At 64.2% G+C, this 23,390-nt stretch carries 21 protein-coding genes; 9 read left to right on the forward strand and 12 right to left on the reverse strand.

Features of this window, described 5'->3' with window-relative positions:
• Positions 1–18 precede the first annotated feature (18 nt).
• The gene (locus BGO80_RS01285; protein WP_126151887.1) at positions 19–546 is read left to right on the forward strand and encodes a hypothetical protein; all 528 of its coding nucleotides are present in this window, start codon (positions 19–21) and stop codon (positions 544–546) included.
• Positions 547–568: 22 nt separating this feature from the next.
• Here BGO80_RS01285 and map read toward each other — a convergent pair whose 3' ends face one another.
• The 3 genes from map to tgt are packed head-to-tail and all read right to left on the reverse strand — an operon-like array spanning position 569 to position 4,152.
• A complete protein-coding gene (map, locus tag BGO80_RS01290) occupies positions 569–1,324 on the reverse strand; it encodes a type I methionyl aminopeptidase (RefSeq protein ID WP_286718358.1) in 756 nt (251 codons plus the stop codon).
• A 4-nt stretch (positions 1,325–1,328) separates the two neighbouring features.
• Positions 1,329–2,969, reverse strand: a complete 1,641-nt coding sequence (pgi, locus tag BGO80_RS01295; protein ID WP_286718361.1) for a glucose-6-phosphate isomerase — start codon at positions 2,967–2,969, stop codon at positions 1,329–1,331.
• A 55-nt stretch (positions 2,970–3,024) separates the two neighbouring features.
• Entirely contained in the window at positions 3,025–4,152 is a 1,128-nt protein-coding gene (tgt, locus tag BGO80_RS01300; RefSeq protein WP_126151890.1) for a tRNA guanosine(34) transglycosylase Tgt, read from the reverse strand.
• A 134-nt stretch (positions 4,153–4,286) separates the two neighbouring features.
• On the opposite strand from tgt, the gene BGO80_RS01305 reads away from it, so the two are divergent.
• The 4 genes from BGO80_RS01305 (at position 4,287) to folK (ending at position 6,630) form a co-directional block, all read left to right on the forward strand.
• Complete coding sequence (locus BGO80_RS01305) at positions 4,287–4,718, forward strand: hypothetical protein (RefSeq protein ID WP_286718365.1); 432 nt, start codon at positions 4,287–4,289, stop codon at positions 4,716–4,718.
• Between the two features lie 207 nt (positions 4,719–4,925).
• Positions 4,926–5,819: a dihydropteroate synthase gene (gene folP / locus BGO80_RS01310; protein ID WP_286718367.1), complete on the forward strand. Its 894-nt coding sequence runs from the start codon at positions 4,926–4,928 to the stop codon at positions 5,817–5,819.
• Positions 5,816–6,199 carry a dihydroneopterin aldolase gene (gene folB, locus BGO80_RS01315; RefSeq protein ID WP_286718370.1) on the forward strand — a complete coding sequence of 128 codons (384 nt, stop codon included), beginning with the start codon at positions 5,816–5,818 and terminating at the stop codon, positions 6,197–6,199. The genes folP and folB overlap by 4 nt, the downstream gene beginning before the upstream one ends.
• Positions 6,199–6,630: a 2-amino-4-hydroxy-6-hydroxymethyldihydropteridine diphosphokinase gene (folK, locus tag BGO80_RS01320; RefSeq protein WP_286718372.1), complete on the forward strand. Its 432-nt coding sequence runs from the start codon at positions 6,199–6,201 to the stop codon at positions 6,628–6,630. The genes folB and folK overlap by 1 nt, the downstream gene beginning before the upstream one ends.
• A 366-nt stretch (positions 6,631–6,996) precedes the next feature.
• Here the strand turns inward: folK and BGO80_RS01325 are convergent, their stop codons facing one another.
• Genes BGO80_RS01325 through crcB form a run of 4 tightly spaced genes read right to left on the reverse strand, consistent with a single transcriptional unit; the run spans position 6,997 to position 9,810 of the window.
• Positions 6,997–7,776, reverse strand: a complete 780-nt coding sequence (locus BGO80_RS01325) for an ATP12 family chaperone protein (RefSeq protein WP_286718375.1) — start codon at positions 7,774–7,776, stop codon at positions 6,997–6,999.
• A gap of 2 nt (positions 7,777–7,778) precedes the next feature.
• Positions 7,779–8,444 (reverse strand): HAD family hydrolase, encoded by a 666-nt coding sequence (locus BGO80_RS01330; protein WP_286718377.1) that lies wholly within the window; start codon positions 8,442–8,444, stop codon positions 7,779–7,781.
• Positions 8,441–9,430 (reverse strand): RluA family pseudouridine synthase, encoded by a 990-nt coding sequence (locus BGO80_RS01335; RefSeq protein ID WP_286718380.1) that lies wholly within the window; start codon positions 9,428–9,430, stop codon positions 8,441–8,443. The genes BGO80_RS01330 and BGO80_RS01335 overlap by 4 nt, the downstream gene beginning before the upstream one ends.
• A complete protein-coding gene (gene crcB / locus BGO80_RS01340) occupies positions 9,427–9,810 on the reverse strand; it encodes a fluoride efflux transporter CrcB (protein ID WP_126152242.1) in 384 nt (127 codons plus the stop codon). Before crcB ends, BGO80_RS01335 begins: the two co-directional genes overlap by 4 nt.
• Before the next feature lie 106 nt (positions 9,811–9,916).
• Here crcB and BGO80_RS01345 point away from each other — a divergent pair, with 106 nt between their 5' ends.
• Entirely contained in the window at positions 9,917–11,041 is a 1,125-nt protein-coding gene (locus BGO80_RS01345) for a patatin-like phospholipase family protein (protein ID WP_164550490.1), read from the forward strand.
• A gap of 531 nt (positions 11,042–11,572) precedes the next feature.
• On the opposite strand, the gene BGO80_RS01350 is transcribed toward BGO80_RS01345, so the two are convergent.
• Positions 11,573–12,895 (reverse strand): replication-associated recombination protein A, encoded by a 1,323-nt coding sequence (locus BGO80_RS01350; RefSeq protein ID WP_286718383.1) that lies wholly within the window; start codon positions 12,893–12,895, stop codon positions 11,573–11,575.
• A gap of 649 nt (positions 12,896–13,544) precedes the next feature.
• Positions 13,545–14,999: a DegQ family serine endoprotease gene (locus BGO80_RS01355; protein ID WP_286718384.1), complete on the reverse strand. Its 1,455-nt coding sequence runs from the start codon at positions 14,997–14,999 to the stop codon at positions 13,545–13,547.
• Positions 15,000–15,272: 273 nt separating this feature from the next.
• Here BGO80_RS01355 and BGO80_RS01360 point away from each other — a divergent pair, with 273 nt between their 5' ends.
• The gene (locus BGO80_RS01360) at positions 15,273–16,454 is read left to right on the forward strand and encodes a type III PLP-dependent enzyme domain-containing protein (RefSeq protein WP_286718385.1); all 1,182 of its coding nucleotides are present in this window, start codon (positions 15,273–15,275) and stop codon (positions 16,452–16,454) included.
• A 181-nt stretch (positions 16,455–16,635) separates the two neighbouring features.
• On the opposite strand, the gene BGO80_RS01365 is transcribed toward BGO80_RS01360, so the two are convergent.
• The 3 genes from BGO80_RS01365 to BGO80_RS01375 all read right to left on the reverse strand — a co-directional run bounded on the left by BGO80_RS01365 (position 16,636) and on the right by BGO80_RS01375 (position 21,797).
• Complete coding sequence (locus BGO80_RS01365; protein WP_286718386.1) at positions 16,636–18,744, reverse strand: SPOR domain-containing protein; 2,109 nt, start codon at positions 18,742–18,744, stop codon at positions 16,636–16,638.
• A 74-nt stretch (positions 18,745–18,818) separates the two neighbouring features.
• Positions 18,819–20,564: an arginine--tRNA ligase gene (gene argS, locus BGO80_RS01370; RefSeq protein ID WP_286718387.1), complete on the reverse strand. Its 1,746-nt coding sequence runs from the start codon at positions 20,562–20,564 to the stop codon at positions 18,819–18,821.
• A 30-nt stretch (positions 20,565–20,594) separates the two neighbouring features.
• Positions 20,595–21,797, reverse strand: coding sequence for a deoxyguanosinetriphosphate triphosphohydrolase (locus tag BGO80_RS01375; protein ID WP_286719587.1), 1,203 nt, complete (start codon positions 21,795–21,797; stop codon positions 20,595–20,597).
• Between the two features lie 72 nt (positions 21,798–21,869).
• Here BGO80_RS01375 and erpA point away from each other — a divergent pair, with 72 nt between their 5' ends.
• Together erpA and BGO80_RS01385 are read left to right on the forward strand one after the other, a co-directional pair.
• Complete coding sequence (gene erpA, locus BGO80_RS01380; RefSeq protein WP_126152201.1) at positions 21,870–22,223, forward strand: iron-sulfur cluster insertion protein ErpA; 354 nt, start codon at positions 21,870–21,872, stop codon at positions 22,221–22,223.
• 54 nt (positions 22,224–22,277) lie between these two features.
• Positions 22,278–23,384 (forward strand): serine hydrolase domain-containing protein, encoded by a 1,107-nt coding sequence (locus BGO80_RS01385; protein WP_286718393.1) that lies wholly within the window; start codon positions 22,278–22,280, stop codon positions 23,382–23,384.
• Positions 23,385–23,390: the final 6 nt, after the last annotated feature.

A 23,390-nucleotide genomic window follows, 5' to 3' on the forward strand; every position in this document is an offset into this window, starting at 1 on the left:
ACGACCAAGGGGGCCGATGTGTCGCAGGATATGACCGACCTCATGAAAGTGCTGGCCGCCACCTTGCTGGTGTTCGGCGCCTCCACGCTGGCCATGCTTTATGTGATCTTCCTGTTCGCGCAATACGGCGCCAACCTGCCAATGGTCGGCGCGCTGCCGCTGACGGCGCCGCCTGAACTCATCCCCTTGCTGGCTGAAAGCCAGATCTTTTCGACCCTCGCGGCCGTTCACGTCACGGCGACGGGCTTCGCCCTGCTGCTGACCAGCAATACCATCGACATGGCCCTGCTGATCGCGGCCAAGGCCGGAACAGTCATCATTACCGCCCTGCTCGGCTTTGCTGGCGGTCACATGATCTATTTGCAGCTGAACGAAAATACCCCGCTGGCCCTGGCGCCGCTGACGCCGGCCCTGATCGCCCTGGCCGGCTATCTGGTGCTCTCCAGCGTGCTCAGCGTCCACGCCATTCGCCGGCTGGGCAATTTGCGCTTGGTCATCGGTCTCGGCATGATCGTGCTCGGACCGCTGCTGATTATCTGGCTCTAACAGCAGCGAAAAGCTCCGGACATCAGGCGGATAGGGTTACCACCACCGCGCCGCGCGGCGTCGCTACCACGGTATGCTCATATTGCACGCACGGCGCGAGCGGCTCGGCGGTGAGCGTCCACTCGTCGTCTTCATACATCTGCTCGGCCGAATGGCCTCCCAGCGACAGGAAAGGCTCGATGGTGAACACCAGACCATTGCCAATGCGGCGACGCTCGGAGCGATCCGGCCAGGTGGGGATTTCACCGGGCTCGTCATGCAGGCTGTCGCCCACGCCATGGCTGGCGAGGTTGCGGATCAGCGTATAGCCACCCTTCCGAGCCACCTTGCCGATGGCGTCGCCTATATCGGCCAGCGGCGCGCCGGCCTTGACCGCGCGGATGCCGGCCCACATCGCCTTTTTGCCGTCACGGCAGAGCGCTTCGAGCCGCTTGTCGCCCAATCCCAGCACGTAGGAGGCACCGCAATCAGCGAAAACGCCGTCTTTCTCGGCAGAAACGTCGATATTGACGAGGTCGCCTTCCAGCAGGATGCGGTCGCCGGGAATGCCATGGGCGATCTCCTCGTTGACCGAAATACAAGTGTGGCCTGGGAAGTCGTAGGTGATGATCGGGGCCGAAAGCGCGCCGTTTTCGGCCAGGATTTTTGCTCCGATCTCATCCAGCTCCAGCGTCGTCATGCCCGGACGCATGGCCGCAGCCATGGCGTCGCGCGCCACGGCACAGATGCGGCCAATGGCCTTGAGTTTCTCGAGCTGCTCGTCAGTCGTGATAGTCAAGCGATCAGGCCTTGTTGGCGAGGTAGTAGTTGAGCAGACCTTGAGTGGAGCTGTCATGCCCCTCTCCGCTGGCCTGGCCCTGCACCTTGGGCAGCAGGGCCTTAGCCAACTGCTTGCCCAGTTCCACGCCCCACTGGTCATAGGAATTGACGTTCCAGATCACGCCCTGCACGAACACCTTATGCTCGTAAAGCGCCACCAGCGACCCCAACATTTCCGGGGTAAGCTTTTGATAGAACAGAGTATTCGAAGGACGGTTGCCGGGGAACACCTTGTGCGGTGCCAGCGCCTTAATCGCGTCCTTGGACAGGCCCTGCGCCTTGAGTTCCTCGACGACCTCATCCTCGGTCTTGCCCAGCATCAGCGCTTCCGACTGCGCCAGGACATTGGCCACCAGCTTGTCGTGATGTGGCGGCAGCTGCTCTTGCGGCTGCGCGGCGATGAGGAAATCGCAGGGGATGACATCGGTGCCCTGGTGGATCAACTGATAGAAGGCGTGCTGGCCATTGGTGCCGGGCTCGCCCCAGACGATGGGACCGGTGGACCAGCCGACGGCCTTGCCGTTGAGCGTCACAGACTTGCCGTTGCTCTCCATATCCTGCTGCTGCAGATAGGCAGGGAAACGGGAAAGGCGCTGGTCGTAAGGCAGTACGGCATGGGTCGAGAAGCCCCAGGCGTTGCGATACCAGACACCCAGCAATCCCATGATAACAGGCAGGTTTTTTTCGAGCGGCGTTTCGAGGAAGTGCCGATCCATGGCGTCGGCGCCGGCCAGGAATTTCGCAAAATTGTCGTAGCCGATGGCCAGCGCGACCGGCAGGCCGATAGCGGACCAGACGGAATAGCGGCCGCCGACCCAGTCCCAGAAGCCGAAAATCCGGTCTTCGCGGATGCCGAACTTGGCGCAGGCCTCGATATTGGTGGAGACGGCGGCGAAGTGATTGGGCACTGCTTCTTCGCCCAGCGCCGCCGAAAGCCAGGCGCGGGCGGAGTGCGCATTGGTCATCGTCTCGTCGGTGGTAAAGGTTTTCGAGGCGACGATGAACAGCGTCTTCTTGGGGTCAAGCCCTTGAAGCGTATCGTGAATATGCGCGCCATCGACATTGGACACATAGTGGGCGCGCAGATCGGGACGGGTATAGGGCGCCAGCGCCAGTGTGACCATGACCGGACCGAGGTCGGAACCGCCAATGCCGATATTGACGATATCGGTGAACGGCTCGCCGCCATGGCCGCGGATCTCGCCCGAGCGCACGGCATTGGTGTAATTCTCGATGGATTTCAGGACGTTACGGACATCGGGCATGACATCCTGACCATCGACGTCGACCGGCTTGTCGCCCTGATAACGCAGCGCCATGTGCATGACAGCGCGGTTTTCGGTGATGTTGATGTGCTCGCCCTCGCACATCTGGCTGCGGCGTTCCTCGACTCCGGCGGCGCGCGCCAGATCGAAAAGCGCAGTCATTACTTCTTCGTCGATGCGATTCTTCGAGTAATCCAGGAGGATGCTAGCGCCGCTGGCTGAGAAACGCTGGAAGCGGTTGGGGTCTTCGGCGAAGAGCAGCCGCATCGGCTGGTCTTCCATGCTTTTGCGCAGCTTGCCGAGGGTCTCGAAGCCCGCCTTGCGTCCAGCCTTTGCCATTTACCTGACCTCACTATGAACGAATTCTGAACGAATTCCGAAATTGTGTTGCGTGCTACAGCGCCGCGATATCGCCGGCGGCCCAGGCGGCGCGCGTTTCGGCGGCGAAATCTGTCATGCGTCCGGCCTCGATCGCCGCGCGGGCGCCCGAAGTCAGCTCTTGATAATAGGCGAGATTGATCTGCGAAAGCACCATGGCCCCCAAAATCTCCTCTGCCTTAACGAGATGATGCAGATAGGCGCGGCTCCAGCGGCGGCAATTCGGATTGGGCGATGCCTCGTCCAATGGCCGGTGATCATCCCTATGCCGGGCATTCTTCAGATTGATGACGCCGAAGCGCGTATAGGCATGGCCGTGGCGGCCGGCGCGGGTGGGATGGACGCAGTCGAACATGTCGATGCCCCGCTCGATGCCACCGAGAATGTCGTCGGGCTTGCCCACGCCCATCAGATAGCGCGGCCGATCCTGCGGCAGTTCCGGCGTGACCTCGGATAGGACGCGGAACATCACCTCCTGCGGCTCGCCCACGGCGAGGCCACCTACGGCATAGCCATCGAAGCCGATGGATTTGAGGCCGGCAGCGGAACGGGCGCGCAATTCGGCGTCGTCGCCACCTTGCACGATGCCGAATAGGGCACGATTGAGCTGGTTGTTGAAGGCGGTCTTGGACCGGTCGGCCCAGCGGATGGAGAGCTCCATGGCCCGTTCCATCTCCTTGCGCTCGGCCGGCAGCGAGATGCACTCGTCGAGCTGCATGATGATGTCGCTGTCGAGCAGCGTCTGGATCTCGATCGAGCGCTCGGGCGTCAGCTCATAAGACGAGCCATCGATATGGGATTTGAAGGTGACGCCCTTCTCGGTCAGCTTGCGCAGCTTGGCCAGCGACATCACCTGGAAGCCGCCGCTATCGGTGAGAATGGGGCGTTGCCAATCCATGAAGTCGTGCAACCCGCCCAAAGAGGCGACCCGCTCGGCCCCGGGGCGGAGCATCAGGTGATAGGTATTGCCCAAAAGGATATCGGCGCCGGTCTCGCGGACCTGCTCGGGATACATGGCCTTGACCGTGCCGGCGGTGCCGACAGGCATGAAGGCTGGCGTGTTGATCTCACCACGCGGCGTGTCGATGCGACCACGGCGCGCCATGCCGTCCGTGGCGAGAAGGGAGAAATTGACGAGTTTCATGCGCGCGGTTCTAGCCAATTGCGCCCCGGTGGACAATGCGTCTCGCACAGCGAAGTCTCGTGGTCGATCCGATTTCCGCCACGGTTTGCACTAGAGGTTGTCCTATTCGGTTTTTTCAACTGCATGGTTTTGACATGATCCGCACATTGCTCCTCGCCGCCGTCCTCACCACAACAGCCTTGCCCGCCTTCGCGCAGGAGCATCAGGGCCACTGGTTCGGCGAGGGGGAGGGCAATATTACGGCCGACCTCACCCATGTCGAAAACGACATCTACAAGATTTCTCTGTCGACCATCGTGCCCATCTCCGACCAGGGCGGCGGCTGTGCGGGCGGCATCGACGGCGAGGTGCTGCTCGACAAGAAGGGCGGCAATTTCTTCGTCGAGAACGAGGATTATGACCCCAAAGGTGAGAGCTCGCCGCTCAACGCACGCTATTGCGAAATCGGCCTGACCTTCAACGAAGACGGCACCCTGACCACGGAAGAGCGCTCCGGCTGCCTCTACTACCACGGCGCCGCCTGCGGCTTCTCCGGCACGCTTGAACACGACGCGGCCGGGCTGTAGGGACGCGATCTGCGCGCGGTGCGCAGGCTTTGAGGGCGTGGCCACACACGAAGCGTCAGCCGCGGGCCTGACCCGACGGCGCCTTTTTGGGCGATCGACCGGTAAAGTGCAGAGCCCTCGGGTCTTCGCCCGAGGGTGACGGCTGGTGGGTGGGGTGGCTCTGTGTGCTGCCTTTGGGTCAGGCGCCCGGTATGCTAGAGGCGCACCATGACAGCGCAAACCACAGGCACCACCATGCACAGCACTCAGACAATTCCCCTGGCGCGTGGTGGAACGCTGGTGCTTGGGCGGCGGGCGCTGGTGATGGGGATCCTCAATGTCACGCCGGACAGTTTTTCCGATGGCGGGCGGCATGACCATGTCGCGGCGGCGGTGGCGCATGCGCGGCGCATGATCGCCGAGGGCGCCGATATCATCGATGTGGGCGGGGAAAGCACCAGGCCGGGTGCCGAGGTCGTCGGCGTGCAGGCGGAGCTGGACCGGGTGATCCCGGTAATCGAGGCCATCCGCGCCGCCGGGATGACCGCGCCGATCTCCATCGACACATACAAGCCCCTCGTCGCAGACCAGGCGCTGCAAGTGGGAGCAGACATTATCAACGACGTGCACGGCCTGCAGGGCGCGCCCGAAATGGCGCAGGTGGCGGCGCTGCATGACGCGCCTGTGATCGCCATGCACTGGGACAGAAGCTGGACGGCTGAGACCGACATATTGCCGGCAATGACGGGCTATTTCCGCCGCACGCTGGAGATTGCGACGGCGGCCGGCGTGCCGGCCGAGCGCATAGTGTTGGACCCCGGCCTCGGCTTCAGCAAAACCCTGACTCAAAACTACAGCATCTTGCGGCAACTGGCTGATTTGACTAGCGCCTTTCCCGAACAAGGCCTGCTGGTGGGAACGTCGCGCAAATCGATGATCGGCAAGCTCCTTGGCAACCAGCCGGACGAGCGGCTGCCGGGAACGCTGGCGACGACGGTGCAAGGCTATGAGCGCGGCGGGCATATCTTCCGCGTGCACGATGTGGCGGCCAATGTGGATGCGCTTCGCGTTGCCGAGGCCACGGTATATGGTCCGCCCGAACCAGCGGGGCAGACGCCATGACCACACCCTTCACCGGCGACCGGATCATTTTGAAAGATCTGGGCTTTTATGGATATCACGGCCTGTTCAGCGAAGAGGCAAAGCTGGGCCAGCGATTCTTCGTCGATCTGGAATGCGGCGTCGACCTCGGCGCGCCGGGCGAAACCGATGCCATCGGCCATACCGTGTCCTATGCCGATATCTATGACGTGGTGAAAGCGACGTTCGAGGGTAAGCGCACCAAGTTGATCGAGGCGCTGGCACAGAACATCGTCACCGCCCTGTTCGCGGCCTTTGCCGATATCGACTGGATCGTCATCCGCGTCCGCAAGCCGGAAGCGCCGATCGCCATGGTGCGCGGGGAAGCGGCGATCGAGCTGCATCGCGCGAGGACGCACTGATGGCCAAAGCCTGGCTCAGCCTGGGCGCCAATATCGGCGACCCCAGCGCGCAGCTGGCCGAGGCGATAAGCCGGCTGGACGCGCATCCCGATATTACCGTTGTGGCCCAATCGCAGGTGATCCGCACCAAGGCCTGGGGCAAGACCGACCAGCCCGATTTCGCCAATATGGCGGCGGCGGTGGAAACGGCGCTGGAGCCCATCGACCTGTTGCATGTGGCGCTGGATATCGAGCGCGACATGGGCCGGGTGCGGCACGAGGTCTGGGGCCCGCGGCTGATCGATATCGACATCATCGCTTATGAGCGGGTGGAAATGCAGACCGGTCGGCTCACCCTGCCCCATCCTTTCGCGCATCAACGCGACTTCGTGCTGGTGCCCCTGCGCGAAATCGCGCCGGATGTGGCAGCCTGGATCGAGGGGCGGACGTAGGGTTTTGCAGGTGTCCCTTGGCAGAGACGGGCGACCGGCGGACTGATGAACTTGGACATGTGTGGGTGGAGCGTGGCCCTCGGATCAAGTCCGAGGGCGGGATGTGCTTGTGGTGAGTATCGAGGAAAAGGCCTTGCGATGCTGGCTTGATAGTCCTCGAACACACCGACGTGCCTCCCTCCCCCTTGAGGGGAGGGATTGAGGGAGGGGGTCCATCAGTGAATCACTGCACTACCCCCCACCCCAGCCCACCCCCTCAAGGGGGGATGGAGCGCTGGAGCCGCAAAACCGGCGCCTTCGCATACCGCCATTTTAAGTACCACCCCTCAACAGGAAGGGCGGGCACGAACCGGTCCGACCAGCCCGTCACCCTTTGAGCGCATCCACGACTGCAATGGCGGTGTCGAATTCGACGCGGCGTTTGGCGCGGCGGTCCATGGCTTCTTCGTCTTCGCCCCAGAGGCGGATTTGGTGGTCTTCATCGACATGGGCGGCGGCCCAGACGGCGTCGGCGGAGAGGAGGTCGTGGAGATAGGCGATGGCGAGGAGGCCCGAGCCGGTAATGCCGGTGATCGAGACCAAGGCGGTGAGCGCCAGCAGCCCCTGCCCTTCAAGCGCCGCGTCGAGCTTGCTGAGCGTCGTGGCGGGCTGCGGCTGGTGGATGATGCCGATGGTGGGCTGGAAGGCAATGTCGAAATGCCGGGCCAGCGCCACCAGCGCCCCATCCCAGTGTCTTTCCTGCTCAGCCACCAGTTCCTGCGGCGCGTCAGCGCGATAGAGAAGCAAGTCATTGCCGGCGAACTTGCCGATTTCGGCGCGGAAAGCCGGGACCATCTCGTCGCCGCTTTCCACGGCCGAATTGATCAGCCGCACCATGGGCATGGTGCCGGGATCGATGAATTCGCCCTGCGCCGCCCATTCGGCCGCCAGCGCCTGGGCGATGGAGAGGGCCGGAACGACGATGGGCAGCTTGTGGCCGGGCGTGCGGACCTGGCGGCCGTCGAGGGTAACGGCATAGCCATCCTCGAGGCGGGCGACGTCGACCGCCTTGTAGAAGCGCTTGGGCAGCTCGACTTTGTTGAGATGCTGCGCCCGGCCATAGCCGTCGTCGCTGTGGCGGTGGGCCTCTTCGAGTTGGTCGCGCATGCTCAGGACTCCAGGATGCTGTCGATCGCGGCGGGCAGATCGGCATAGGTCTCGACGATGCGGTCGGCACCGGCGGCGCGCAATTCGTCGGGGTGGTGATAACCCCAGGTAACGCCGATGGCGCGCGTGCCGGCAGCCTTGCCCATTTCAATGTCGAAAGTGGTATCGCCGATGATGACGGTGTCGCGGGCATCGGCACCGGTTTCGGCCATGGCGCGCAGCATCATGCCGGGATGGGGTTTTGAGGGATTGTGGTCGGGCGTCTGCAGGGTGACGAAGTGATCCGCGATGCCATGCAGTTGGGTCAGGCGATGCACGCCGTTGAGGCCCTTGCCCGTGGCGATACCGAGTAACGTGTCGGCGCGGCTGCGGAGCAGGTTGAGAGCCTCGCGGGCGCCCGGGAACAGGCCTTCGCGGCCCTCGGCGGCAACGAGAGAGGCCCGATAATGGCCGCGATAGTCTTCTGCCAGCTTTTCGGCCAGCGCCGTGTCGTCAGTGCCGAGCAGCCTGGCCATGGCCTTGGGGAGCGACAGGCCGATGACCCGCCGCGCCTCGGCTGGAGTGGGCGGCCTGAGGCCGGCGCCGGCAAAGGTGGTCGCCATGTGTTCCGAAATGAGGGCCTCAGTGTCGATCAGCGTGCCATCCATGTCGAACATGACGAGCTTCATGCAGCGTCCTCCGGATCGACGCTTTGCGCATCGTAGCGATTGGCGTCGAAGCCCAGGGCCTCGAAACTCTCCAGCATATGCGGCGGCAGCGGGGCGGAGACGTCGAGCTTCTTGCCATTGCGCAGCGGCAGGACGAGGCGCCGGGCATGCAGATGCAGCCCCTCGCCGAGGCCGGGAGCGGGCATCCAGTTCTCGATGTTGAAATAGCGCGGGTCGCCGATGATCGGGGTGCCGAGCTGGGCCATGTGCACGCGCAGCTGATGGGTGCGGCCGGTCACCGGCTTCAGCGTCACCCAGGCGAAGCGGCGGCTGGCGGTGTCGGTGGTGGAATAATAGCTCGAGGAATGCACGGCACCGGGCGTGCCATTGCGCACGACGACCATCTGTTCGCCATCGGTGGTCGACTGCTTGGCGAGGAAGCATGAGATTTCGCCCTGGCGCGGGGTCGGATTGCCGGCGACGATGGCCCAGTAGATCTTGCGGGCCGAGCGCGAGCGGAACACCGAACCAAAATGGGTGGCGGCGGCGGAGGTCTTGGCAACGACCAGGCAGCCGGAGGTGTCGCGGTCGAGCCGATGCACCAGCTTGGGCGTCTCGCCCTTCTTGTTGGGCAGGTTTTTAAGTAGACCATCGAGATGGCGGGTCGTGCCGCTGCCACCCTGTACGGCCAGGCCATGGGGCTTGTTGAAGACGAAGATGTCGTCGTCCTGGTAGAGGATCAGGTCCTCGAGGAAACGCACATCCTCTTCGTTGATGCGCATGGGACGAACGGCGCCGGGATCGTCCACCGGCGGAATGCGGATGACCTGGCCTTCGCTGAGGCGGGTGCTGGTCTCCACCTTGGCCTTGTCGACGCGCACTTCCCCGTTGCGGATCAGCTTCTGCAGCCGTCCGAATCCAACCTGTGGGAAATGCCGGGCAAACCAGCGGTCGAGCCGCATGCCCTCTTCGTCTGCGCTTACTTCGCGATGTTGAACAGCGCTCATGCCGGTCCGCCTCTTGTCATCAGAAGGCCGAGATAAAGCCCCGCGAGGCAAACCACAACCGACAACACGACATAGAGACCTGCTTCGATGAGCGCACCGCGCTCCATCAACACGATCGTATCGAGCGAAAAGGAGGAAAAAGTGGTGAACCCGCCCAGTATACCCACCGCCACGAACAGCCGCGCTTCCGCCTGCCAGGCCGGGAGCAGCCGCGCCATCAAACCGACGAATACGCCCATCGCCAGCGAGCCCAGAATATTGACGAGCAGCGTGGCGAGCGGAAAGCTCATCGGCAGCAACCGTCCGATCAACTGGGAGAGGCCATAGCGCCCCATGGCGCCAATGGCGCCGCCGATCCCAACCAGGGCAAAAGCCATCATGGTGAATGAACCTTTGGTGCGAAACCGCGAAATTGCATCTGTTTGTTTCTTGAACGCTAGGGCCGGGCCGCTATCACAGGAGCATAGCAAGATTTGGGGGCCTGCGATGCGGCGTCTGTTGAGAATTTCGATTCTGGTGCTGGCGGCAGCAACGCTGGCCGGCTGCGCCAATTTCGCGCCAAAACGCCCCGATATCCCGGTGGCGCTGATCAATGATGCCGCCGTCGGCCCCCTTACCACGGCCAAGCTGCGCTATTGGGGCGACGATCCCGAATTTGCCGCCGGACACACCAGGGTCAAGCCGGGCTCGGACGGGCGCGTGGATTTTCTGACCCTGTCGGGTGGCGGCATCAATGGCGCCTATGGCGCGGGCTATCTGGTGGGCTGGTCGCAATCGGGCAAGCGGCCGGAATTCGAGGTGGTCACCGGCATCAGCGTCGGCGCCATCATCGCGCCGCTGGCGCTGCTCGGCCCAAAATACGATGGCCGACTGCACCAGGTGTTCGAATCGCTGAGCCAGGCCAGCAATCCCAAGGCCAATGTGCTGTCCGCCGTGTTCGGCGCGCCCGCCATGCTCGACAATGCCCCGGTGCGGCGCGCCATCGCGCTTTCGGTGGACGAACAGGTATTGAGCGAAGTCGCCGCCGCCCATCGCGCCGGCAGAAGGCTCTATGTCGGCACGACCAATCTCGATGCCCAGCGCCCCGTGGTCTGGGATATCGGCGCCATCGCCAACAGCACCCTGCCCGACAAGCTGCAATTGGTGCGCGAAATCATCCTCGCCTCGACGGCAGTGCCGACCGTCTTCTCGCCGGTGCTGATCGACGTCGACGCCCAGGGGGTGAGCTATAATGAAATGCATGTCGATGGCGGCGTCACCGAACAGGTGCTGCTCATGCCCGGTGGCTGGGGCAAGGTCGGCAATGCCAGCAGCGCCCGGCTTTACGTGATCTTCAACGGCGTGGTCGATGCCTCGCCCACCACCGTGCAGATGACCAGCATGCGGCTGCTGGAGCGCTCGCTGCCGACGCTGCTCAAGTATCTCGGCCGCGCCAACCTGGCTGAACTGGCCAATTCGGCGCGTCGCAGCGGCGTCAAATACAACATCACCGCCATTCCCGGCAGTTTTCCGGAAAGTGACAGCCTCTTCGGCTCGCCGCAATGGCTGGCGCAGCTTTACCAGTATGGGCTCGACAGCGGCAAAATGGGCTCCTGGCGCGAACAGGGGTAGAGGGCTCGCCAGGAGGTGTCGGCGTGATGCACGAGAGCCGCCTTGCTCCGATCCGCCCTCAGGCTTGACCCGGGGGCTGTACGGTGGGTGGGCGGCATCGTGGTTTGCAGGAACATTTCGGCCCCTGCTGCCACCTCCACCGCTCCCGGCTGTCTCGCGGCGAAGGCGCGGGCCATCCCCCAGACCTCGTGATGGATCCCGACCGGAGTTTGTCCTAGATCATTTCAAACTGAAGTGGACTCTGGGCGCTTTCGCCTCCCTCCCCCTTGAGGGGAGGGATCGAGGGTGGGGGTGTATCGGTGGATCACTGAACCACCCCCCACCACGGCCCTCCCCCTCAAGGGGGGAGGGGGCGATGGAGCTGCATCAACAAGACCGTGAAAAGCTCTAGGGCGCGAAGTGACCCGGGGGCCGCGCAGAGAGCCCCTCACTCAGCATTGTCCGCGCGGCGGGCGGCCCTCGGGTCGAGCCCGAGGGCGGCACCGAGGTTGCGAAGAGCAACGGCGCTCGCAGGCAATGGCGGGAGAAAGGCTAGTCCTCGTCCCGCTGGCGCGATTTTTCGGCGCGGAGGCGGGCGAAGTAGTCGATGCGTTTGCGCAGGTCGCGTTCGAAGCCGCGCTCGACGGGGTTGTAGAAGTTCTGGCGGCCGATCTTTTCGGGGAAATATTCCTGGCCGGAAAAGGCCTCCGGCGTGTCGTGATCGTAGACATAGCCGTCGCCATAGCCCTGCCCCTTCATCATCTTGGTGGGGGCGTTGAGGATGACCATGGGCGGCATGGGCGAGCCGGTGGATTTGGCGACCGACACGGCGGCCTTATAGGCGGTGTAGACGGCGTTGGATTTGGGCGCCAGCGCCAGATAGACCACCACCTGCGCCAGTGACAGCTCACCCTCGGGCGAGCCCAGCATCTGATAGGCGTCGCGGCCGGCAATGGCCAAGGGCAGCGCCTGCGGATCGGCAAGGCCGATATCCTCGGAGGCCATGCGGATAAGACGCCGCGCCAGGAACAGCGGGTCTTCGCCGGCATCGAGCATGCGGGCGAAATAGTAGAGCGCCGCATCGGCGTCGGAACCGCGAATGGTTTTGTGCAGCGCGGAAATCAGATTGTAGTGGCCGTCCTGCGCCTTGTCGTAGATCGGGGCACGGCGCTGCACCACGGTGAGGAGCGCGGTGGGGTCGAGCGTCTCCTCGGAGCGGGCGGAGGCAAGGATTTCCTCGACCAGGCCCAGCAAGGCCCGGCCATCGCCATCGGCAAGACCCAGAAGGGTGGCGCGGGCCTCGTCGGTCAGCGGCAGGCGGGCGCCGAGCAGGGTTTCGGCGCGCTGCAGCAGATTTTCAAGGTCCTCGGCATTGAGCGATTCGAAGCGCAGCACCTGGCTGCGCGACAGCAGCGCCGCATTGAGCTCGAAGGATGGGTTCTCGGTGGTGGCGCCGATCAGCACCACGGTGCCGTCTTCCATGACGGGCAGAAAACTATCCTGCTGGGCCCGGTTGAAGCGGTGGATTTCGTCGACGAAGAGCAGCGTTCGGTGGCCGGACAGGCGCTCGAACCGGGCTTTTTCGAACACCTTCTTGAGATCGGCGACGCCGGAGAAGATCGCCGAAATCTGCTCGAAACGGAAACCGATCTGGTCGGCCAGTAGGCGCGCCACAGTGGTCTTGCCGGTGCCGGGCGGACCCCAGAGAATGAGCGAACCGAGCCGTCCCGAGGCCAGCATGCGCCGCAGCGTGCCATCGGGACCCAGGAGATGGGTCTGCCCGATCACCTCATCGAGGCTGCGTGGGCGCAATTGATCGGCCAGCGGGCGGGCCTTGTCGGTTTCAGCGGGATCGGCGGCAAAGAGATCGGACATGACGGCTTCTTACGCCAGAAGCGCGGGAATGGCATCAGTGTTGTGGTGGAGATCGAAGATGGGCGAGCCCCCTCACCCGTCGCGGCTGCGCCGCGCCACCCTCTCCCCGAGAGGGAGAGGAATAAGAGGCGCTCTGGCCCACCCACCGGTAGTCACAATCGGGTTTGACCCGGGGGGCTGGACTTGGGGATGTTTCGGCAAGTGCAACGCCCTCGGGTCTTCGCCCGAGGGTGACGCGCGGTGGGAGGAGCGGTCAGCGGATTACTGCACCATCCCTCCTCACCCGTCGCGGCTGCGCCGCGCCACCCGCTCCCCGAGAGGGAGAGGAATAGGGACGGCTCTTCACCAACCCACCGGCCGTCGCCCTCGGGCTTCACCCGAGGGGCCTGAACTTTGGGATGTTTTGGCAAATGAAACGCCCTCGGATCTTCGCCCGAGGGTGACGCGCAGTGGGAGGGCGGCGCAATTTGCCCTGCGGGACGGCTCTTGCCCGCCATTCGAGCGTAGCTCTCTTGGCCTGATCGCCTCAAATTGCGCCACTGGCGCAATCTGCCCTGCGGGACGGCCTGGCCCGCCATTCGAGCATAGCTCTCATGGCCTGATCGCCTCAGATTGCGCCACCGGCGCAATCTGCCCTGCGGGACGGCGATCAGCCACTCACAATGGCGCGGCTGACGCGGCCGGCGCGTTGGAGGATGATCTGCCAGGTGCGGACGCGTTGGCTGGCGAGTTGGGAGAAGCCGGCGGCGTCCTTGATTTCGGTGTCGTTGAGGGCAAGGATCACGTCATCGACGCGCAGCCCCATGGCCTCGGCAGGCGAGCCCGGCTCGACCGCAGTGACGATGACGCCGGTGGCATCATAGGGCAGCCCCTTGGCTTCGCTGAGCGCGGGATCGAGCTGGCGGATGCTGACGCCGGCAAAGCGGGTATTGCCCGAGATCGTCGCCAGTGCAGTGTCGGCGGGCGAAGGAGCGGCTTCGAGCGGAAAGACCACGGTATCGCTGGCGCCGCCGCGCAAGCGTTCGAGGCTGGCGGTTTCGCCCAGGGGCCGGGTGGCCAGGCGGAAATTGAAGGCGCTGGGATCATCGACCTGGCGGCCATCGACCGCAACGATGACATCCCCGGACTTGAAGCCGGCGCGGTCGGCCGGGCCGCCGGGCGCCACTTCGGTGATCATGGCGCCGTGCGGCGCGGCCATGCCCAGGCTCGAGGCGATATCGGAGGTGACCGCCTGCATCTTGGCACCGAACCAGGGGCGCACGATCTCGCCGCCGGAAACGCCTGCCTCGGCCACCAGGCGCGCCATATTGGCGGGAATGGCAAAGCCGATGCCCACCGAGCCGCCGGACTGGGAATAGATGGCGGTGTTGATGCCGACGAGATGCCCCTGCATGTCCACCAGGGCGCCGCCGGAATTTCCGGGATTGATGGCGGCGTCGGTCTGGATGAAGAACTCATAGTCCGACGCCTCGACGCCGGTGCGTGCCAGGGCGGAGACGATGCCGCTGGTGACGGTCTGGCCGACGCCGAAGGGATTGCCGATAGCCAGAACCAGATCTCCGACAAGCAAATCGTCGCTATTGGCGAAGGTGATGGCGGGGAAGCTGGTGGCGCCGGGATCGCGCACGCGCAGCACGGCGAGATCGGTCTGCTGATCCTCGACCACCAGATCGACGGCGAATTCGCGGCCGTCATTGAGGGCGATGCGGATATCGGTGGCGCCGTTGATCACGTGACTATTGGTGAGAATGACGCCGCCGGCATCGACGATCACGCCTGAACCAAGCGAGCGGGATTCGCGCGGGCGGGTCTGGAACTGGCCCTGCCCGAAGAAACGGGAAAAGAACGGGTCACTGGCGAAGGGCGAAATCGCCTGCTGCTCGATGCGGGTGGCATAGACATTGACCACCGATGGCGACACGGTCTGCACGATCGGAGCGAAGCTGAGTTGCACCTGCCCCTGCCCCTCGGGCACGACGCGTTCAGGAGTGGGCGCGACGGCGAGCGCGGCAGGTTCGGGCGCGTTCTGGGCGTGGGAGGGCGGCGTGCCATTCCAGGGCGCCAGCGCCAGCGTGCCGCCCAGCCCGAGAGCGACCAGCGCCACACACGAAATCATGAGAGTTCGCAACGACATAGACCCACCTGCGGATTCAGAGTGTCAACCCGAAAACCACATTCGGGCGCGCTGAGAAAAACGCCTCGAATCTGTCACGAAAATGACGTTTCCGCATTGTTGCTATTGTGACCAAATAAACGTTTGCGCGAGGGGTCTCACGGCCCTATATGCAGCGCTCACTTTGATGCGTATCCGCCAGAGGAAAACCGGGGCGCATCCAAGAATTCCGCACCCCTCGAGCCCTGAAAGGCCTGTTGTCCAATGACCGACGAGCCGAAGACCGTCCATGCCAATACTTCCGCGCTGATTGCCGCCGAAGCGCCGGACTATCCCTCCTTCCTGTTTTCGGAGAAGGAATTTCACAGGGCCATCAAAGTCTTCAAGAAGGGCTTTGACGGGCTGCTGACCTATGCGGTCAAGTGCAATCCCTCCCCGCACATCATCGCGCAGCTGCATGCCGAGGGCCTCAAGGCCTTCGACGTGGCCTCCAATGTCGAGATGGAACTGGTGCGCGACCATGCCCCCGGCGCGGTCATGCACTATAACAACCCGATCAAGAACAAGCGCGAGATCGAGCGCGCTTATGAAGAGTTCGGCGTCCGCAGCTTCACCATCGACCACCCGCAGCAGCTGGACCAGCTGGCGGCTGTGGTATCGCCGTCGCGCGATGTCGAGGTGACCACCCGCTTCAAGGCCGGCAAGGCGCTGAAGAGCTATGACTTCGGCATCAAGTTCGGCGTCATGGAACAGGGCGCGGCCGAAATCGTCACCGCGGTCGAGAAGATGGGCTATACGCCCAGCCTCTGCTTCCATGTCGGCAGCCAGTGCGAAGACGCCTATGCCTATGAGCGCCACATCGCGGCGGCCGCCCGTATCGTCGAGGAAGCCGGGATCGAGCTCAAGCGCCTCAATATCGGTGGCGGCTATCCGGCCCCCTACCCGACCAGCGAAGCGCCGCCGATGGACACCTATTTCGACACCATCGGCCAGGCCGTGGACGACCATTTCGGCAAGAAGAAGCCGGAACTGATCATCGAGCCCGGCCGGGCGCTGGTGACCTCTTCGACTTCGCTGCTGCTGCGCGTCAAGCACCAGCGCGGCGGCCAGTCGGTCTATGTCAATGACGGCGCCTATGGCGCGCTGATGGAAGTGAAGTTCATGCACTTCACCCCGCCGGTGCGCGTGTGGCGCGGCCCGCGCCTGCACGATAATAATGGCGAGTTCAGCGAATTCACCATCTGGGGCCCGACCTGCGACAGCTATGACGTGCTGCCCCAGGTCTTCACCCTGCCCGCCGATATCGATGAAGACGACTGGATCGAATTCGGCTTGATGGGCGCCTATACCCAAGCCTCGCTGACCCCGTTCAACGGCTTCGTGCGCCGCGACCAGTACTGGGTCGACGAGGTCTATACCGGCAAGGACATGGCCCCCGCCGAGTAGGGTCTTATCAGGTTTGACGCTTTTAGCCGGTCCCTTTCGAGGGGCCGGTTTTTTGTTGGTGGTGGATGGAAAGAGCCCTCGGCTCAAGGCCGAGGGTGACGCGCGGTGCGTGTGTCGAAATGAAAACGCCACTGCCGGGTTTCCCTGGCAGTGGCGTTGATATTTCGATGGACCTTTAGGACTACATGGTGAAGCAATCGCCGCCGGCGGCCTTGATATTGTTGCAGAGCATGTTGGCGCTCTGCAGGGAATCGGCGGGCGCGCGGACCCGGTAGAAGATGCCGCGTTCGCCAAGGTCGACACGCTGGACTTCAAGGCTGGTGCCGCCAAAGACCGGGCCGAAGCGACGGACGATGTCGGCGGCCGACTGGCGGGCGGCTTCTTCGCTGCGCTGCGAAGACAGCTGCACATAGGCGGGAGCCGAATTGACCGTCGAGGCAACGCCGCTGGGCTGCGTCACCGGAGCGGTGGTGGTGGTCGTAGCCGCAGGCGTCGTGGTCTGCGTTACCGGGGCGGTGGAAGCCGCGTTCTGCAGCGCGGCGACGCGCTGGGCGAAATCGGCGGGACGCTGGCGCGGAATGGTCGCCATCTTGCCCGGAATCACATTTCCGGCCGGGTCGACGGCCTGAACGCTGCTGCCCGGCGTCACCGGGGTCACAGTGGGCGTGGGCGCCGGGGTCGGATCGACGGCGGCAACAGCCTGCGTCGTGCCGTTGGCGGGATTGGCCAAGAGATCAGGCGTCGAGAAATCGGCGCCGGGCACGTCGGGCACGTCCGGTCGATCCACCGGCAGCATGGAGGTGCCGGCGACATTGTCGGTGCCGCTGACAATGGTGCCATCGGGACGCACGGTGACTGTGCGCACCTTGCGGTTGACGAGGCCATCCTGGTTCGGATCGAAATTGGCTTCCTGCGTCACCGCGGCAACGTCGGTCTGGTCGCGGGAAACGATCTGCTCACCCTCGCCATTATTGCCGCCGGCCATCTCGTTGAAAACCACCGACTGGGCGGTAGTGGCTTCGGGATCGACGGCAGGAACTTCCTTGACGGCATTGCTTTCGGCCACAAGGAGCGGCGCGGGACCGGATGGGGCGGACGTATTGCCCAGCACCCAGTAAAGGCCACCGCCCGCGACGGCGAGCAGGGCAACGGCGACCAGGGGACCGGCAACGGCACGATTGAAGCCAAAACCGGCGCCGAAGCGACGACGTGGGGCGCGGACCCGCTCTTCGGCCTCGGGCTCATGGGTAGGCGATTCAACCCATTCGATCTTGGCGCCGGTGGCGGCAGCCGCGGCGAGAATGGCCTCATCGACCGACAAACTGTCGGCCGGAACCGGCTTCCCGGCGACCGGCTCGGTGCGCGGCGGCAGCGTCGGCGTGGCAAGGCTGCGCAGAGCGGGGCTCGGCGTTGACTGCTGCTGAGGCGGCGGCGGATTTTCGAGATGAACGGCAGGGCCAACCAGACGCTCGATTTCTGTCAGGGCGTCGGGGTCCACCTGGGCAAATGTAGGCTCGGGCGCTGCCTCGGCCATCGGGGTCGGATCCGGCAGGACTTCGGGCTCCACGAACACCGGCTCAGGCCGGGGCTGCGGTTCGCGCGTCATGGCGGGCTCGACGCGCGCGGGAGCTGGCGGAACCGGGCTGGAGGTGGCGAGACCGAAGACCGGCGGGACGCCGAAAACGTCCTCGCCGCGGGCCGGGCCATTGACCACCGGAATGGCCTGCTGCGGTTCGCTGCGCTCGTCCGGCAGATCGGCAGCCAGCTCGGCAGCGATAAGGTCGGCAATGCTATCGTGATCGAACGCATCGACCTGCGGTTCTTCCGCCCGACTGGCCGGTGCGGCCTGGACAGGACGCGACACAGCCTCTGGCTGCGCGGCGGGCGTGGGCCTCGGCTCCGGCATCAGCGGGGAGGCCGGGCCGGCCTTCTTGGCACCGAGATTGAGATCGAAATCGAAACGGAACGGGTCCGGCTCGGTCGCGGGATTGGCGGCCGGCTTCGGCGCGGGAGCAGTTTCACCCGGGATGCGGACGCTGGGCGCACCCATGACCGGCTCATTGCGGGTCGGCTGGGGCGCTGGCGCCGGCTGCGGGCTGGGCGCGACAAAGCGCGGCGCAGGCCGTTCGACTGCGGGTGCATCGGCACCGGGAATGCGCACTTGCGGTGCGGCTGGCTGCGCGGGCGTATCTGTCCGCGCATCATCAGCCATCAACCTGGCCAGTTCAGCAATCAGATCATCCGGTGCTTCTGTTTGTCCGGCCATCGGCTTCGGTTTCGCTGACGTCATCAGGCAGCGCCCCTAGAATGCTGTAAAAATCCAGAATGGAATTTTCAGCGAATGTTCACACCAATGCGCCGGAATTATGAAAGCTCCTCCGGCGCAGTGACCCCAAGTATACCCAATCCATTGCTGATAACTTGACGGACAGCATCGACGAGAGCGAGTCGAGCCAACGTCAACTTCGCGTCGGATGGGTTAACAAACCGCAAAGACGGATCATCCTTACCCTTTGCCCAGAAGCCATGGAAGGCCGCGGCGAGGTCATGGACATAGAAGGCCAGGCGATGCGGCTCGTGCGCGATCGCTGCAGCTGCGACTGTGCGCGGCCAGGTCGCGACCATGCGGATGAGCTCGAGATCGGCAGGCGAGGACAGAAGTTCGACCTCGGCACCCGCCAGTGCGGCCGCCGACAGATCGAGATCGGGCATGTCACGCCGCGCCGTGCGGAAGATTGAGCAGGCCCGGGCATGGGCATATTGGACATAGAATACCGGATTGTCCCGCGTCTGTTCCTTGACCAGGGCGAAATCGAAATCCATCGAGGCGTCATTGCGCCGGAACAGCAGCATGAAGCGGGTAGCATCGGACCCCACTTCCTCGACCACATCCGACAAGGTGACCAGATCGCCAGAGCGCTTGGACATCTTGAATGGCTCGCCGTTCTTGAGCAGGCGCACCAGCTGACAGATGCGCACATCCATGTCGGCCTCGCCATGGGACACCGCCTTGACGGCGGCCTGCAGGCGCTTGACATAGCCGGAATGGTCGGCACCCAGCACATTGATCATGTGCTTGAAACCGCGCAGATACTTGTTGCGGTGATAGGCGATGTCGGCGGCGAAATAGGTGTAGGAGCCGTCGGACTTGATCAGCGCCCGATCGGTATCGTCGCCATAATCGGTGGCGCGGAACAGGGTCTGTTCGCGGTCTTCCCAATCCTCGGGGGTCTTGCCCTTGGGGGCTTCGAGCCGGCCCTCATAGACCATGCCCTCTTCGCGCAGCCAGGCCAGCGTCGACTCGATATCGCCGCCGACGCCATGCAGGGTGCGCTCGGAGAAGAACACGTCGTGATGGATGTTGAGCTGGGCCAGATCGGCGCGGATCAGGTCCATCATCACCGCAAGGGCGGCTTCGCGGGCGATGAGAACAGCCTCCTCTTCCGGTTTGTCGAGCAGGCTGGTGCCGTATTCGGCCTTCAGCGCCTCGCCGACCGGAATGAGGTAGTCGCCGGGATAGAAGCCTGACGGAATTTCGATGGTTTCGCCCAGCGCCTGCCGGTAGCGCAGCAGCGCCGACCGGCCCAAGATGATGGTCTGGCCGCCGGTATCGTTAATGTAATATTCGCGCGTCACGTCATAGCCCGACCAGGCCATGAGCGAGGCCAGCGCATCGCCGAACACGGCGCCGCGCGTATGGCCCACATGCATGGGGCCGGTCGGATTGGCCGAAACATATTCGACATTGACCTTCTCGCCCTGCCCCGCATTGGAGCGGCCGAAATCGGCACCCTCGGCGGCGACGGAGCGCAGCACCTGGTGCCAGATGGCATTGGCGAGGCGGAAGTTGATGAAGCCGGGACCGGCCACCTCGACGCTGGTGACGTCGGCATCGGCCTTGAAGTGCTCGACCAGGGCGGTGGCGACTTCACGCGGGTTCTTGCCCAGCGGCTTGGCCACGACCATGGCGGCATTGGTGGAAAGATCGCCATGGGCGGCATCTCGCGGCGGCTCCACCACGACGCGGGCCAGCAGGCCACTATCCAGACCGGGATAGAGGGCGTGCAGGGCATCGATGACCCGGGTGGTGAAAAGCGCGAAGATATCCATGTCGAACCTTCTGGAAAAGACTGCGCCCGGTTAACGGAATTCCGGTCGAGCGTCAAACAGGCGCTGGTGTTCGTCGAGGGCATAGGGGTCGGTCATGCCAGCGATGAAATCGGCAACGATGCGGGCGCGATCGGCGCCTTCGGCACCCCTGCCCGCCTCGCCCCAGCGACCGGGCATGTCGGCGGTCTGCATATAGTGGGCGAAGAGTCGCTCCACCACCGCCTCGCTTTCGCGCACCGGCACCATCACCGATTCATGGCGATAAACGCGGGCGAAGAGGAAGGTCTTGAGGCCCTTTTCTGCCGCGGCGGTTTCGGACGAAAAGCCGACCAGGGTGCGCCCGGCAAGCCGCACATCCTCGGCCGACGTGACACCGGAGGCCGAGATGGCGGCGGCGCTGGTGCGGATCACGTCCTCGACCGCGCGGGTGATCATGCGGCGCTGTACTTCATGGGTCTGGCGATTGACGGCTATGTCGGGATAGCGGGTCAGTACTTCCCCGACGATGGGCCCGGCCATGGGCACGCCGGCAAAATCCTCGAGCGTGATCAGTTCGGCCCGCAGGGCATCGTCGATGTCGTGGGCATTATAGGCGATGTCATCGGCAATGGCGGCGACCTGCGCCTCGAGGCTGGCATGGGTGGCGAGCCGCAGATCGGCTGGCACCGGCATGGCGTCGAGCCCCGATGGCAGCCCCTCCTCCGCATAGCGGCCATAGGGCCTGCCATCGGCATGGATCAGCGGGCCATTGTGCTTGAGAATGCCCTCGAGCGTCTCCCAAGTGAGATTGAGCCCGTCATGCTCGGCATAGCGGTTTTCGAGCTGGGTAACGACGCGCAGCGCCTGCACATTGTGGTCAAAGCCGCCAAAGCCGGCCATGGCCCGATGCAGGGCCCGCTCACCGGCATGGCCGAAGGGGGTGTGGCCGAGATCGTGGCTCAGCGCCAGGGCCTCGGCCAGGTCCTCGTTGAGGCCCAGGGCCCGGGCGATGGAGCGAGCGATCTGGCTGACCTCGAGCGTATGGGTCAGCCGATTGCGGAAATGCCGGCCTTCGTGATGCAGAAAGACCTGCGTCTTGTGCTGCAGGCGGCGGAAGGCGGTGGAGTGGATGATGCGGTCGCGGTCGCGCTGGAATTCGGAGCGCGTGGGGCTGGAGCCGGTGCCATAGAGCCGGCCCAGAGTCTGGTCGGGCTTGCTGGCATAGGGTGCGGTCTCGCTCATGTGTGTTTGCAGGCCTTTGCAACGGCGCTTGGAGCGCCTATCTTAGCTTCAGTGTTATGACATTACGACCGTCCGGATCCCTCCATGACAGACGCTGCACTCGCTGATCGCCCCGCCGTAACCCTTTCGGATCGCGCCGCCAAGCGCGTTGCGCGTATCGTCGCCAAGGAAGCGCCGGGCACGGTGCTGCGTGTTTCCGTCGCCGGCGGAGGCTGCTCGGGCTTCCAGTACGAATACAATCTCGTGCAGGAAACGCCCAATGAGGACGACCTGGTTCTGCAAAAGGGCGAGGCCACGGTGCTGATCGATTCGCTCAGCCTCGAATTCATGGGCGGTGCCGAGATCGACTTCGTTGACGACCTGATCGGGCAGAGCTTCCAGATCAAGAACCCCAATGCCGTTGCCTCCTGCGGCTGCGGCACCAGCTTCGCCGTTTAGCTTTATCTGACTTCCGGGCGGCGCTAAGGTCCTGCCGCGTCCGGAGGAATCAGCATGACCAAGCATATCGAAGCCGTGATGGATGCCGCTATCGACAGCCAGTCGATCGTCGGCGCCGAACTTGTCGTGGCGCGCCATGGCGATATCGTCTGCCGCCGCACCGCAGGCTGGTTCGACCGCGAGGCCGGCGTGCCGATGATCGATAATGCCATCTATCGGCTGGCTTCGGTGACCAAGCCCATCGTTGCGGCGACAGCGCTGGCCATGGCCGACAAGGAGCTGATCGCTCTGGATGAGCGGGTGGCGCACTACCTGCCCTGGTTCACGCCGAAATCGCCGGACGGGTCCGAGGCGGCGATCACCATTCATCACCTGCTGACGCATACGTCGGGGCTGGCCTATGGCTATCCGCAGGACCCGGAAATCACAACCGGGCTCGACGCCACGGCGCTGAGTCTCGAAGAGAATTTCTCGCGAGTGGCAAAACTGCCGCTGGAATTTGCGCCGGGCACGGGCTGGCTCTATTCGGTGGCCATCGACGTGCTGGGCGCGGTGCTGGCTGCGGTGCATGGCGGCATGCTCGAGGACGCGGTGCGCGCCCATATTACCGGCCCGCTGGGCATGACGGACACCGGCTTTTTCGTCGCCGACAGGGCGCGGCTGGCAAAGCCCTATGCCGATGGTCGCCCGGCCACGCCGATGGCCGATCCGCAACAGGTGGTCGGCGCCGACGGCATGGGTCCGACATTTTCGCCCTCGCGCATTTTCGATGCCAAGGCCTTCCAATCCGGCGGCGCGGGGATGGCTGGCACCCCGGGCGATATCCTGCGCTTCCTCGAGGCCATGCGGAATGGCGGCGGCGGAGCGGTGCAGCACGAAACGGTGGCGCGTGCCTTCTCCAACCAGATCGGTGATATCAAGCGCGCCGATGCCGGGCAGCGCTTCGGCTATCTCGGCGCCATCGTCGATGATCCGGTCGCGGCCAATTCGCCTTCCGCCAAGGGCACGGTGAACTGGGGCGGCGTCTATGGCCATTCCTGGCTGGTCGACCCGGCCAATGGGCTGACCGTGGTGTCGATGAGCAATACGGCGCTGGAGGGCTGTACCGGGCAGTATCCCAAGGACCTGATCCGCGCCGTCTATGCCGATTTCGTCGGCTGAGTGTGA

The organism is Devosia sp. 63-57, assembly GCF_001899045.1.
In the GTDB taxonomy this organism is placed as follows: Bacteria; Pseudomonadota; Alphaproteobacteria; order Rhizobiales; family Devosiaceae; genus Devosia; species Devosia equisanguinis.

Bases quoted from the DNA above. Each gene is read 5' to 3' on its own strand.
- pgi (WP_286718361.1), bottom strand. From the start codon at position 2,969: ATGGCAAAGGCTGGACGCAAGGCGGGCTTCGAGACCCTCGGCAAGCTG.
- tgt (WP_126151890.1), bottom strand. From the start codon at position 4,152: ATGAAACTCGTCAATTTCTCCCTTCTCGCCACGGACGGCATGGCGCGC.
- BGO80_RS01305 (WP_286718365.1), top strand. From the start codon at position 4,287: ATGATCCGCACATTGCTCCTCGCCGCCGTCCTCACCACAACAGCCTTG.
- folP (WP_286718367.1), top strand. From the start codon at position 4,926: ATGACAGCGCAAACCACAGGCACCACCATGCACAGCACTCAGACAATT.
- folB (WP_286718370.1), top strand. From the start codon at position 5,816: ATGACCACACCCTTCACCGGCGACCGGATCATTTTGAAAGATCTGGGC.
- folK (WP_286718372.1), top strand. From the start codon at position 6,199: ATGGCCAAAGCCTGGCTCAGCCTGGGCGCCAATATCGGCGACCCCAGC.
- BGO80_RS01325 (WP_286718375.1), bottom strand. From the start codon at position 7,776: ATGCGCGACCAACTCGAAGAGGCCCACCGCCACAGCGACGACGGCTAT.
- BGO80_RS01330 (WP_286718377.1), bottom strand. From the start codon at position 8,444: ATGAAGCTCGTCATGTTCGACATGGATGGCACGCTGATCGACACTGAG.
- BGO80_RS01335 (WP_286718380.1), bottom strand. From the start codon at position 9,430: ATGAGCGCTGTTCAACATCGCGAAGTAAGCGCAGACGAAGAGGGCATG.
- crcB (WP_126152242.1), bottom strand. From the start codon at position 9,810: ATGATGGCTTTTGCCCTGGTTGGGATCGGCGGCGCCATTGGCGCCATG.
- BGO80_RS01345 (WP_164550490.1), top strand. From the start codon at position 9,917: ATGCGGCGTCTGTTGAGAATTTCGATTCTGGTGCTGGCGGCAGCAACG.
- BGO80_RS01350 (WP_286718383.1), bottom strand. From the start codon at position 12,895: ATGTCCGATCTCTTTGCCGCCGATCCCGCTGAAACCGACAAGGCCCGC.
- BGO80_RS01360 (WP_286718385.1), top strand. From the start codon at position 15,273: ATGACCGACGAGCCGAAGACCGTCCATGCCAATACTTCCGCGCTGATT.
- BGO80_RS01365 (WP_286718386.1), bottom strand. From the start codon at position 18,744: ATGACGTCAGCGAAACCGAAGCCGATGGCCGGACAAACAGAAGCACCG.
- argS (WP_286718387.1), bottom strand. From the start codon at position 20,564: ATGGATATCTTCGCGCTTTTCACCACCCGGGTCATCGATGCCCTGCAC.
- erpA (WP_126152201.1), top strand. From the start codon at position 21,870: ATGACAGACGCTGCACTCGCTGATCGCCCCGCCGTAACCCTTTCGGAT.
- BGO80_RS01385 (WP_286718393.1), top strand. From the start codon at position 22,278: ATGACCAAGCATATCGAAGCCGTGATGGATGCCGCTATCGACAGCCAG.